Below are 11,459 nucleotides of genomic sequence, written 5' to 3' on the forward strand. Positions count from 1 at the left end.
CTGCGACGCCCACCAGTGCGTGGTGCTTCGCCGCTGTGCGCGGCTGCCGGCTGTCTGCGGTGCGTGGTCCCTTGTCGTCGTGGGCGGGTGCGGGTGTCCGCTGGTCGGCGGGGCTCGGGCTGTGGCTGGGTGGGTTGTCCACAGGGGGTTTTCCACAGGGGTGGTGGGGGCGGTTTGTGGTTGGCACAGTGGGGCCATGCGGGGGCTGTTGCAGGGGCTTGGGGAGTTGGTGTTGCCGGCTGCTTGTGGGGGGTGTGGGCGGGCTCGGGCGGTGCTTTGTGCGGGGTGTCGCAGGGCGTTGAGTGGGGGTGCGCCCTGTCGGGTGCGGCCGGTGCCGGAGCCGGTGGGGCTGCCTGTGGTTCATGCGGGGGCGCGGTACGCGGATGAGGTGCGGGCCGTGTTGTTGGCGCACAAGGAACGGGGGGCGTTGGCGTTGGCGGGGCCCTTGGGGGTGGCTCTGGCGGGGGCCGTGCGGGCGGGGGTGCGGAGTGGGCCGGTGGTGTTGGTGCCCGTGCCGTCGGGGCGGGCCGCGTTGCGGGCTCGGGGGCATGATCCGGTGCGGCGGATCGCGTTGGCGGCGGCGCGGGAGTTGCGGCGGACCGGGACGGCGGCCCGGGTGGTGGCCGTGCTGCGGCAGCGGCGGGTCGTGGCCGACCAGGCCGGGCTCAACTCGCGGGAGCGGCTGGACAATCTCGCGGGGGCGCTGGCGGTGGCGCCGGGGGGCGCCCGGCTGCTTCGGGAGGGGGCCGTGGTGCTGGTGGACGACGTGATGACCACGGGGGCCTCGCTGACCGAGGCGGCTCGTGCCGTGTACGCGGCGGGAAGTCGGGAAGGCAGAGGGGAACGGGGTGGTGGCCTGGTCCGCGCGGCCGTGGTCGCTGCGTCGCCGGATTCTTTCGAAATAAACCGGAACTGACTGAGAACTTGCGTCGTTGCAGGTAATGAGAGGGTCAATTCACCTGAACGGAGGTACGCCGCAGTAGAGGGTGACGACATCCGTCCGGGCGAGATATGTTCGGTTGTGAGGGAAAGGCGCAGGCCATGCCTCACATATCCGAATGCCGTGCTGCGGGTTTTGCGTAATCACCCGTACCGGCGGGGGTGGAGATCTTGCCCGTGGGGGAGGAGGAGGTGGAAGTCACCGAGTCCGAGGTTCCGGGGCTCGCCGGAACTTGGTGCAAAAGGGAGACGCTCCGCCAGCGAGGTGGGGCAATCCGGGAACGGAGTTCTGCGTGGACATCGTCGTCAAGGGCCGCAAGACCGAGGTGCCCGAGCGGTTCCGCAAGCACGTGGCCGAGAAGCTGAAGCTGGAGAAGATCCAGAAGCTCGATGGCAAGGTGATCAGCCTCGACGTCGAGGTGTCCAAGGAGCCGAACCCCCGACAGGCCGACCGTTGCGACCGAGTGGAGATCACGCTCCGCTCCCGCGGTCCGGTGATCCGGGCGGAGGCGGCGGCCAGCGATCCGTACGCGGCGCTCGACCTGGCGGCGGAGAAGCTGGACGCCCGGCTGCGCAAGCAGCACGACAAGCGGTTCTCGCGCCGTGGCGCACGCAGGATCTCGGCCGCCGAGGTCCCCGACCACGTTCCGGGCGCGGCGACGCTCAACGGCAACGGCCATCCCGTCCACGAGGAAGAAGCGGACGGAGTGCCCACGAAGAAGATCGGCTCGCTGGAAGTGAAGGGCGAAGGCCCCCTCGTCGTCCGCGAGAAGACCCACGTCGCCTCCCCGATGACCCTCGACCAGGCCCTCTACGAGATGGAACTGGTCGGACACGACTTCTATCTGTTCGTCGACTCCGAGACGAAGGAACCGAGTGTCGTCTACCGGCGGCACGCCTACGACTACGGCGTCATCCACCTGAGCACGGACCCGATGGTGGCCCAGGCGCAGCCCCCCGCGCCGGGTGGCACGCTGGGTGGCTGACCCGCGCGGCTGACGGCTGAGCCGGTGCCCCTGGAGCGCGCGTGCGCCCCCAGGGGCACCTGTGTGCGACCACTTCGCGCCCCGCTCGGTCACCGCGTTGTCGCCCAGGCATGGAATCATGGCGGCAACGGCCCAACCGGTGGGCCGTTGCCTTGGGTTGGCGATGGCACAGGACCACAGGCCACAGCCTTCAGGGGGAGGAACAATGGCGGACAGCTTCGGACCGATGCAGGACGGGGATGCCGACGACGGCGTCGTCGGCATGGGCCCGGACGCGGGCACTCCACGCAAGGAGCCGATCCGGGTCCTTGTCGTGGACGACCACGCCCTCTTCCGCCGCGGCCTGGAGATCGTGCTGGCGGCCGAGGAGGACATCCAGGTCGTCGGAGAGGCCGGGGACGGCGCGGAGGCCGTCGACAAGGCCGCGGACCTGCTGCCGGACATCGTGCTGATGGACGTGCGGATGCCCAAGCGCGGCGGCATCGAGGCCTGCACCTCCATCAAGGAGGTCGCCCCCAGCGCCAAGATCATCATGCTGACGATCAGCGACGAGGAAGCGGACCTGTACGACGCGATCAAGGCGGGCGCCACCGGTTATCTCCTGAAGGAGATCTCCACGGACGAGGTGGCCACCGCCATTCGCGCGGTGGCCGACGGGCAGTCGCAGATCAGCCCGTCCATGGCCTCGAAGCTGCTCACCGAGTTCAAGTCGATGATCCAGCGGACCGACGAACGGCGGCTCGTGCCGGCGCCGCGCCTGACGGACCGTGAGCTGGAAGTCCTCAAACTCGTCGCCACGGGCATGAACAACCGCGATATCGCCAAGGAGTTGTTCATCTCCGAGAACACCGTGAAGAACCACGTCCGCAACATCCTGGAGAAACTGCAACTGCACTCCAGGATGGAGGCCGTGGTCTACGCGATGCGGGAGAAGATTCTCGAGATCCGCTGACCGTGTGGACCCCTCGGGCGGTCGTCAGCGCATGGCCGCGATCAGGGCGCGGGTCACCTCCTTGGTGAGCGGCTCACGCAGTTCCGGGGCGTCCACGCGCTCCACCCGTACGCTCGTGCAGCCCACCCAGCTCGCCGCCTCGACCAGCGCCTCCGCCACCGCCGGGACCACCTTCGGGCCGTCCAGCGTGACCTGCTTGGCCACCAGCGTGGCGCCCTCGCGGGCCGGGTCCACGCGGCCCACGAGACGGCCCCCGGCGAGCACCGGCATCGCGAAGTAGCCGTACACCCGCTTCGGCTTGGGGACGTACGCCTCCAGGCGGTGGGTGAAGCCGAAGATGCGCTCCGTGCGCGCCCGCTCCCAGATCAGGGAGTCGAAGGGGGACAGCAGCGTGGTGCGGTGACGCCCGCGCGGGGGAGTCTCCAGGGCCGCGGGGTCTGCCCAGGCCGGCTTGCCCCAGCCCTCCACCGTGACCGGGACCAGGCCCGAGTCGGCGATCACCTCGTCGACCTGCTCGCCCTTGAGACGGTGGTAGTCGGCGATGTCCGCGCGCGTGCCGACGCCCAGGGACTGGCCGGCGAGGCGGACCAGACGGCGCAGGCACTCGGCGTCGTCCAGCTCGTCGTGCAGCAGCGCGGCCGGGATCGCGCGCTCGGCGAGGTCGTACACCCGCTTCCAGCCGCGGCGCTCGACGCACACCACCTCGCCGTACATCAGCGCGCGTTCGACGGCGACCTTGGCGCCGGACCAGTCCCACCACTCGCTGGTGCGCTTGGCGCCGCCCAGCTCCGTGGCCGTGAGCGGGCCCTCGGTGCGGAGCTGCTTGACGACCTGGTCGTAGGCGCCGTCGGGGAGTTCGTGGTTCCAGTGCGGGCGGTTGCGGTAGGCGCGGCGGCGGAAGGCGAAGTGGGGCCACTCCTCGACGGGGAGGATGCAGGCCGCGTGCGACCAGTACTCGAAGGCGTGCGTGTCGGTCCAGTACGCCTGCTCGACCGTCTTGCGGCCCACCGCGCCCAGGCGGGCGTACGGGATGAGCTCGTGGGAGCGGGCCAGGACCGAGATGGTGTCGAGCTGGACCGCGCCCAGGTGGCGCAGGACGCCCCGGACCCCGGCCCGCCGGTCGGGGGCGCCGAGGAGACCCTGGGCACGGAGGGCGATGCGGCGGGCTTCGTCTGCGGACAGCTCGGTGGCGGGGCGCGGGGTCGTCATGCCCCGAACGATAGAAGGCGGCACTGACAACGCGAAGTGAGCTGCGGCCGAGCCGGGAAGCCGGTTAGACCGGTGCCGGCAGGTAGGGCGCCGTCGACGGCAGCCCGAGGTCCGACGGCAGCAGCGAGCCCACCCAGCAGTCCCGGCGTACGCCCTTGTTGTTGATCGCGGAGCGCAGCGTGCCCTCGATGGTGAAGCCGGCGCGCTCGGCCACCGCGCGGGAACCCTTGTTGCCGACCTCCGCGCGCCACTCCACGCGGTCCACCGACACCTGCGTGAAGGCCCAGCGGGCGGCGGCGAGGGTCGCCTCGGTGATGTAGCCGTTGCCGCGGTGCTCCTTGGCGGTCCAGAACCCGACCTCGCCGACGCCCAGGGAACGCATCGTGATGCCGAGCATGCCGGCGAGGGTTCCCTCGGGCAGGAAGACGCCGAAGGTGAACATGGAGCCGTCCGCCCAGCCCTCGGGGACCATCCGGCGCGTGAACCCCTCGGCGTGCTCCGGGAGGTAGGGGGAGGGGATCGTGGTCCAGCGCTGGATGTCGGGGTCCTGCGCGGCGGCGTACACGGCGTCGGTGTCCTGCGGCCCGACCGTGCGCAGCAGAAGGCGGGGCGTCGTGAGCGTCACGGGTTCCATCGGCCGATTCTCCTCGCGGGGCCGACGAGAGCGCCATCTTTTTGCGGTGCGTGAGCGCATGATCACAATTCGCGTAATTCGTCGGCGTGATCCGGCACCATCCGCGGGGCCCGTCCGTTGTCCCCTTTGAAGAAGATTTGAAGCAGCGCGCGAAGCAGCGGACGGTCGGCGTCACGGCAGGCCTCCCGGCTTGGCCGTGTCCTCGCATACGATGGCCGTTGCTCAGTAAGCCAAATGGAAACCGACCGTCCCAGGCCCGACCGGCAAGGAGACCAGCCCCCGTGTCCGTCCTCTCGAAGATCATGCGTGCAGGCGAAGGCAAGATCCTGCGCAAGCTGCACCGCATCGCGGACCAGGTCAACTCCATCGAAGAGGACTTCGTCGACCTCTCCGACGCCGAGCTGCGGGCCCTCACCGATGAGTACAAGCAGCGCTACGCCGACGGCGAGAGCCTCGACGACCTGCTCCCCGAGGCGTTCGCCACGGTCCGCGAGGCCGCCAAGCGCGTCCTCGGCCAGCGGCACTACGACGTGCAGCTGATGGGCGGCGCCGCCCTCCACCTCGGCTACGTCGCCGAGATGAAGACCGGTGAGGGCAAGACCCTGGTGGGCACGCTGCCCGCGTATCTGAACGCGCTGTCCGGAGACGGCGTCCACCTCATCACGGTCAACGACTACCTGGCCGAGCGCGACTCCGAGATGATGGGCCGCGTCCACAAGTTCCTGGGCCTGAGCGTCGGCTGCATCCTCGCCAACATGACGCCGGCCCAGCGCCGCGAGCAGTACGCGTGCGACATCACCTACGGCACGAACAACGAGTTCGGCTTCGACTACCTGCGCGACAACATGGCCTGGTCCAAGGACGAACTCGTCCAGCGCGGGCACAACTTCGCCATCGTCGACGAGGTCGACTCCATCCTCATCGACGAGGCCCGTACGCCGCTGATCATCTCCGGCCCGGCCGACCAGGCCACCAAGTGGTACGGCGACTTCGCCAAGCTCGTCATGCGCCTCAAGCGCGGCGAGGCCGGCAACCCGCTCAAGGGCGAGGAGGAGACCGGCGACTACGACGTCGACGAGAAGAAGCGCACGGTCGCCATCCACGAGTCCGGCGTCACCAAGGTCGAGGACTGGCTGGGCATCGACAACCTCTACGAGTCGGTGAACACGCCCCTGGTGGGCTACCTGAACAACGCCATCAAGGCCAAGGAGCTCTTCAAGAAGGACAAGGACTACGTCGTCATCGACGGCGAGGTCATGATCGTCGACGAGCACACCGGCCGTATCCTCGCCGGCCGCCGCTACAACGAGGGCATGCACCAGGCGATCGAGGCGAAGGAAGGGGTGGACATCAAGGACGAGAACCAGACGCTCGCCACGATCACCCTGCAGAACTTCTTCCGCCTCTACAAGAAGCTCTCCGGCATGACCGGTACGGCGATGACCGAGGCCGCCGAGTTCCACCAGATCTACAAGCTCGGCGTGGTCCCGATCCCGACCAACAAGCCGATGATCCGCAAGGACCAGTCGGACCTGATCTACCGCACCGAGGTCGCCAAGTTCGAGGCGGTCGTCGACGACATCGCCGAGAAGCACGAGAAGGGCCAGCCGATCCTCGTCGGTACGACGTCGGTCGAGAAGTCCGAATACCTCTCGCAGCAGCTGTCCAAGCGGGGCATCCAGCACGAGGTGCTCAACGCCAAGCAGCACGACCGGGAGGCGACGATCGTCGCCCAGGCCGGCCGCAAGGGCGCCGTCACCGTGGCCACCAACATGGCCGGCCGTGGTACGGACATCAAGCTCGGCGGCAACCCCGAGGACCTCGCCGAGGCGGAGCTGCGCCAGCGCGGCCTCGACCCCGAGGAGCACATCGAGGAGTGGGCCGCGGCCCTGCCGGCCGCCCTGGAGCGGGCCGAGCAGGCCGTCAAGGCCGAGAAGGAAGAGGTCGAGGAGCTCGGCGGCCTGTACGTGCTGGGCACCGAGCGGCACGAGTCGCGGCGCATCGACAACCAGCTGCGCGGTCGTTCCGGCCGTCAGGGCGACCCCGGCGAGTCGCGGTTCTATCTCTCCCTCGGTGACGACCTGATGCGGCTGTTCAAGGCCCAGATGGTCGAGCGCGTGATGTCCATGGCGAACGTCCCGGACGACGTGCCGATCGAGAACAAGATGGTCACGCGCGCGATCGCGTCCGCGCAGTCGCAGGTCGAGCAGCAGAACTTCGAGACCCGTAAGAACGTCCTGAAGTACGACGAGGTCCTCAACCGGCAGCGCGAGGTCATCTACGGCGAGCGCCGCCGCGTCCTGGAGGGCGAGGATCTGCAGGAGCAGATCGGCCACTTCATGGACGACACGATCGACGCGTACGTCGCCGCGGAGACCGCCGAGGGCTTCCCGGAGGACTGGGACCTCGACCGGCTGTGGGGCGCGTTCAAGCAGCTCTACCCGGTGAAGGTCACCGTCGAGGAGCTGGAGGAGGCGGCCGGCGACCGGGCCGGTCTGACCGCCGAGTTCATCTCCGAGTCCATCAAGGACGACATCCACGAGCAGTACGAGGCGCGTGAGGCGCAGCTCGGCTCCGAGATCATGCGGGAGCTGGAGCGCCGGGTCGTGCTGTCGGTCCTGGACCGCAAGTGGCGCGAGCACCTCTACGAGATGGACTACCTCCAGGAGGGCATCGGCCTGCGCGCGATGGCGCAGAAGGACCCGCTGGTCGAGTACCAGCGCGAGGGCTTCGACATGTTCCAGGCCATGATGGACGGCATCAAGGAAGAGTCCGTCGGCTACCTGTTCAACCTGGAGGTCCAGGTCGAGCAGCAGGTCGAGGAGGTCCCGGTCGAGGACGCGCAGCCGGTCGACATGGAGAAGCAGGACACCGTGCCGGCGCAGGCGAACGGGCGGCCGGAGATCCGCGCGAAGGGGCTCGACGCCCCGCAGCGGCGCAACCTCCACTTCTCCGCGCCGACGGTGGACGGCGAGGGCGGCACCATCGAGGGCGACTTCGTCGGCGACGACGAGCCGGTGCGCTCCGAGGCCGACGGCCTCACGCGCGCGGAGCGGCGCAAGCAGGCGCGCGGCGGGCGACGCCGCAAGAAGTGACGGATTGCGAAACGCCGTAACGCCGTGATGCCGGTGCCAGTGCCGGCGGCGGTGTGCGAGACGCCGTAGTGCGCCGTAGTGCTGTGGAGGGCCGGTCACCCGAGGGGGCCGGCCCTTCGGCGTGCCCGGGCTAGTGGTCGTCCCTGGTGCGGGGTGGGCGGGGGCCGCCCAGTTCCACCGCCGTGCAGCGCCAGCGCAGGTCCTGGCCGCGTTCCAGACGGAAGGCCATGGCGCGCAGCTGGTCGCCGGCGCCGATGCGGGCGAAGGCCTCCAGGGCGCCGGGGCCGGCGACGTAGTAGCCGATGTCCCGGACCACCGGGCGGGTGCCGCGGGCCCGCAGGGGGCCGCGTTCGGCGAGCCAGGCCAGTTCGTCGTAGGCGCGGCCAGCGGTGTGCCGGAGCATCGAGTGAACGGGGCGCTGCCCGCTGAGCACCGCGAGGAGCAGCTCGGCGAAGAGGTCCGTGGGGCGGGGCTGGGGGACGGCGGGGCGACGGGGCGTTTGGGCGGGGGCGTGGGTGAGCGGGCTGTCGCTGCCTTCCATGCTCAGGGCGACGCCGCCCTGCGGGGCGGTGGTCTCCTGGTGGGTGGCCAGCGTGGGCCTCGGGCGGTTGCCCGGTGCGGGTCCTGGGCGGTTTTCCTGTGGGGTCTGCGGGCGGTTGTCCGCGGGGCGGGTTCGGGCGCGGAGGCCGCGGCCCGTGGGGGAGCCCGGTGGGCGGCCGTCGCCGGGGGACGTGCGGGACGACGTACCGCCGGGGGTGCGGGGCGGGAGGCCGCCGGGTGCGCGCGGTGGGGTGGTGCCGGGGCGGCGGGAGTCGCGGCGGGTCGGTGGGCGGGTGCCGGGGTGGAGCGGGAGTTGTGCCCTGGTCATGACCTTGTTCACGGGTGCCCCCGGTCGGTGCGGCCCGGTGAGTACCGGGCGGTAACTTGGGTGGTTGGGGATCTTGTACGGGGCGGCGGGCGGCGACGGCAAGGAAGCCGGAGGCCGGGTCGGGGTGGCCGGAATGTTCACTTATCCGAGTGACCGAGGGGTGCGGAAAGCCCGTTACGGCGGGGGTGTACCGGGTGAACGCAGGGACTGGAGTGGACGCCCCCCGACCGGTGCGCAGGGACTCGAAAGGGGACGCCCGCACGTATCCTGAAGGCTCCCCGAAAGGCCCCTGCGAGCCCACCGACCACGAAAGCGGCCAGCCATGCGCGTCTACGTCCCCCTGACCCTCCCCGGTCTCGCCGAGGCGTACAAGACGGGAGAGCTGGGAGCCGCGCCGCTCGTCGCCTACGCCGTCACGCCCGCCCTGCGCGAGTGGTACCTCTCCGACGACATCGAGGAACTGGAGTACGCCGCGCTGAACCGCGCCGCGCTCGCCTCGCTGCGGCTGCTGGCCGCGGACGCGGCGGCGGCACGGCGCCGGGTCGTGGTCGCCGTCGACGTGCCCGACGGCGCGGCCGTCGCCGACCCGGACCGCGGGCTCGACCCGGCGGCGCTCGGCGAGGTGCGGGTCGACCGGGCCGTCCCCTTGGCCAAGGCGGCCTCGGTGCACGTGGACGCCGACGACGCGGAGGCGGACGTGGCCGCGGCGGCCGAGGCGTTGGCGGCGGCGGACGGCGGGGACGACGACGCCCAGTTCGTGGTGGACGGCGCGGAGGACCACGAGCTGCTGTGGTACGCCACGCAGGAGATCCCGAACCTGGTCGGACTCGGCGACTGAGCCGCCCGCGGACCGGCCGAAGCCGCCTCAGGGCCCCGTTGAGCTGCCGTTCTCTTGATTGTCAGTGGGGCCGGGTACGGTTTTTGGCATGGGGAAGCGGACAGGGGCGCACATCGTCTGGGACTGGAACGGCACGCTGTTCCACGACAACGACGCCATCATCGGAGCGACGAACGCGGCCTTCGCCGAGCTGGGGCTGGAGCCGATCACGATGGAGCGGTACCGGGCGCTGTACTGCGTGCCGGTGCCGAAGTTCTACGAGCGGCTGATGGGGCGGCTGCCGACGGACGCCGAGTGGCAGGTCATGGACGAGATCTTCCACCGGTACTACGCCGAACACCGCGTCGGGTGCGGGCTCACCGAGGGTGCGGTGGAGCTGCTGACCGGGTGGCGTTCGGCGGGAGGCAGCCAGTCGATCCTCAGCATGTACGTGCACGACGAACTCGTGCCGCTGGTGCGGGGGTTCGGGATAGAGCCGCACTTCATACGGGTCGAGGGGCGGTCGGGGCCGTCCGGCGGCAGCAAGGCGGAGCACATGGTGCGGCACCTCGCGGCGCTGGCCGGGGTGGCGCCGGAGCGGACGGTGGTGATCGGGGACGCGGCCGACGACGCGGTGGCGGCCCGGCACGTGGGGGCGAAGGCGGTGCTGTACACCGGCGGGTCGCACAGCCGGGAGAGCCTGGAGGAAGTGGGGGTGCCGGTGGTGGACACCTTGGCGGAGGCCGTGGTGGAGGCGGAGCGAATAGCGGCGTAGCCGCGGCACGGCACCGGCAGCCGGCAGGGAGGGCACGGGCGGCCTCGACGGCAGGGCGGCACCGCCGTACGGACTCCATTGACGGCCCCGCCGGCCCGGGCGCACGCCCACAGCCCGCCCAGCACCGACGGCACGCACGACACCATCAGCGAGCCCGGCACCGACGGCACGCCCCGCACCGGCAGCACGCCCGGCACCCGACGGCACGTCCAGCACCGAGAGCACGCCCAACACCCGACGACACGCCCGGCACCGAGAGCACGCCCGATACCGACAGCACGCACGACACCGACGGAACGCCCGACACCCGACGGCACGCCCGGCACCGAGAGCACGCCCGGCACCTGACGGCACGTCCAGCACCGAGAGCACGCCCGGCACCGGCAGCGAGCCGGCGCCGACGGTACCTCCCGCCCGGGAACACGTCGCCAAGGTGTCCCGTCCCTCAGGTCACCGGTGCCTTCGCCCGCAGGACCGTCAGGAACTCCCGCATCCACGCCGGGTGGTCCGGCCAGGCACGTGAGGACACCAGCGTGCCGTCCACCACCGCCTCCGCGTCCTGGAAGTCGGCGCCGGCGGACTGCATGTCGGGCTCCAGCGCCGGGTACGCCGTGACGCGCCGGCCGCGCAGGCCGTCGACCGCCGCGGTGAGCAGCGGGCCGTGGCAGATCTGGGCGACGGGCTTGTCCGCGTCGAAGAAGGACTTGAGGATCTTGCGCAGCTCGGGATCGTTGCGCAGGTACTCGGGGGCCCGTCCGCCCGGGATGACGACGGCGGCGTACGCGCCGGGGTCGACGTCGGCGAAGGCGAGGTCGGCGGGCCAGGTGTAGCCGGGCTTCTCGGTGTAGGTGTCGTAGCCGGGTTCGAAGTCGTGGACGACGAACCGCAGCTGCTTGCGGGTGGGGGCCGCGACGTGCACCTCGTAGCCCTCTTCGCGCAGACGCTGGTAGGGGTAGAGGACCTCCAGTGACTCCGCCGCGTCGCCGGTGACGATCAGGATTTTGGCTGTCATGTCGGCAACGTGCCTCCGGCGGCCGGACTTGCCAAGAGGGCGCGCGCGGGTAGGGCGCTTCAGGCCACTGCGGAACACGTCACCGTCCGGCCACCTCGTTACGCCACCGCCACCCCCGGCGCCCTGTGCAGAACGTCAAAGTTCGACCCCCGGTTTTGTACACATACGGCTC

At 70.7% G+C, this 11,459-nt stretch carries 10 protein-coding genes; 6 read left to right on the forward strand and 4 right to left on the reverse strand.

The window, feature by feature from the left end; genetic code table 11:
* Positions 1 to 196 precede the first annotated feature (196 nt).
* The 3 genes from ACYF6T_RS34960 to ACYF6T_RS34970 all read left to right on the forward strand — a co-directional run bounded on the left by ACYF6T_RS34960 (position 197) and on the right by ACYF6T_RS34970 (position 2,877).
* A complete protein-coding gene (locus ACYF6T_RS34960; RefSeq protein WP_461701591.1) occupies positions 197 to 916 on the forward strand; it encodes a ComF family protein in 720 nt (239 codons plus the stop codon).
* Between the two features lie 316 nt (positions 917 to 1,232).
* On the forward strand, positions 1,233 to 1,925 hold the full coding sequence (gene hpf / locus ACYF6T_RS34965; protein ID WP_461701592.1) for a ribosome hibernation-promoting factor, HPF/YfiA family: 693 nt from the start codon (positions 1,233 to 1,235) through the stop codon (positions 1,923 to 1,925).
* Between the two features lie 205 nt (positions 1,926 to 2,130).
* Positions 2,131 to 2,877, forward strand: a complete 747-nt coding sequence (locus tag ACYF6T_RS34970; protein ID WP_461701593.1) for a response regulator — start codon at positions 2,131 to 2,133, stop codon at positions 2,875 to 2,877.
* 24 nt (positions 2,878 to 2,901) lie between these two features.
* On the opposite strand, the gene ACYF6T_RS34975 is transcribed toward ACYF6T_RS34970, so the two are convergent.
* Together ACYF6T_RS34975 and ACYF6T_RS34980 are read right to left on the reverse strand one after the other, a co-directional pair.
* Complete coding sequence (locus tag ACYF6T_RS34975) at positions 2,902 to 4,086, reverse strand: winged helix-turn-helix domain-containing protein (protein ID WP_461701594.1); 1,185 nt, start codon at positions 4,084 to 4,086, stop codon at positions 2,902 to 2,904.
* A gap of 64 nt (positions 4,087 to 4,150) precedes the next feature.
* Positions 4,151 to 4,720 carry a GNAT family N-acetyltransferase gene (locus tag ACYF6T_RS34980; protein WP_461701595.1) on the reverse strand — a complete coding sequence of 190 codons (570 nt, stop codon included), beginning with the start codon at positions 4,718 to 4,720 and terminating at the stop codon, positions 4,151 to 4,153.
* A gap of 281 nt (positions 4,721 to 5,001) precedes the next feature.
* Between ACYF6T_RS34980 and secA the strand changes: the two genes are divergently transcribed.
* Entirely contained in the window at positions 5,002 to 7,815 is a 2,814-nt protein-coding gene (gene secA, locus ACYF6T_RS34985; protein ID WP_461701597.1) for a preprotein translocase subunit SecA, read from the forward strand.
* Positions 7,816 to 7,945: 130 nt separating this feature from the next.
* Here secA and ACYF6T_RS34990 read toward each other — a convergent pair whose 3' ends face one another.
* A complete protein-coding gene (locus tag ACYF6T_RS34990; protein ID WP_461701598.1) occupies positions 7,946 to 8,695 on the reverse strand; it encodes an Rv3235 family protein in 750 nt (249 codons plus the stop codon).
* A 310-nt stretch (positions 8,696 to 9,005) separates the two neighbouring features.
* On the opposite strand from ACYF6T_RS34990, the gene ACYF6T_RS34995 reads away from it, so the two are divergent.
* Both ACYF6T_RS34995 and ACYF6T_RS35000 read left to right on the forward strand, forming a co-directional pair.
* Entirely contained in the window at positions 9,006 to 9,521 is a 516-nt protein-coding gene (locus tag ACYF6T_RS34995; protein WP_461701599.1) for a DUF6912 family protein, read from the forward strand.
* Between the two features lie 88 nt (positions 9,522 to 9,609).
* Positions 9,610 to 10,275 (forward strand): HAD family hydrolase, encoded by a 666-nt coding sequence (locus ACYF6T_RS35000; RefSeq protein ID WP_461701600.1) that lies wholly within the window; start codon positions 9,610 to 9,612, stop codon positions 10,273 to 10,275.
* Positions 10,276 to 10,720: 445 nt separating this feature from the next.
* Here the strand turns inward: ACYF6T_RS35000 and ACYF6T_RS35005 are convergent, their stop codons facing one another.
* Complete coding sequence (locus ACYF6T_RS35005) at positions 10,721 to 11,287, reverse strand: DJ-1/PfpI family protein (RefSeq protein ID WP_461701601.1); 567 nt, start codon at positions 11,285 to 11,287, stop codon at positions 10,721 to 10,723.
* Between the last annotated feature and the right edge of the window lie 172 nt (positions 11,288 to 11,459).

This window comes from Streptomyces sp. 7R007, from assembly GCF_054850255.1.

What these genes read in the sequence shown, in the direction of transcription:
- ACYF6T_RS35005 (WP_461701601.1), bottom strand. Translation starts at nt 11,287, where the DNA reads ATGACAGCCAAAATCCTGATCGTCACCGGCGACGCGGCGGAGTCACTG.
- ACYF6T_RS34980 (WP_461701595.1), bottom strand. Translation starts at nt 4,720, where the DNA reads ATGGAACCCGTGACGCTCACGACGCCCCGCCTTCTGCTGCGCACGGTC.
- ACYF6T_RS34970 (WP_461701593.1), top strand. Translation starts at nt 2,131, where the DNA reads ATGGCGGACAGCTTCGGACCGATGCAGGACGGGGATGCCGACGACGGC.
- ACYF6T_RS35000 (WP_461701600.1), top strand. Translation starts at nt 9,610, where the DNA reads ATGGGGAAGCGGACAGGGGCGCACATCGTCTGGGACTGGAACGGCACG.
- ACYF6T_RS34960 (WP_461701591.1), top strand. Translation starts at nt 197, where the DNA reads ATGCGGGGGCTGTTGCAGGGGCTTGGGGAGTTGGTGTTGCCGGCTGCT.
- ACYF6T_RS34995 (WP_461701599.1), top strand. Translation starts at nt 9,006, where the DNA reads ATGCGCGTCTACGTCCCCCTGACCCTCCCCGGTCTCGCCGAGGCGTAC.
- ACYF6T_RS34975 (WP_461701594.1), bottom strand. Translation starts at nt 4,086, where the DNA reads ATGACGACCCCGCGCCCCGCCACCGAGCTGTCCGCAGACGAAGCCCGC.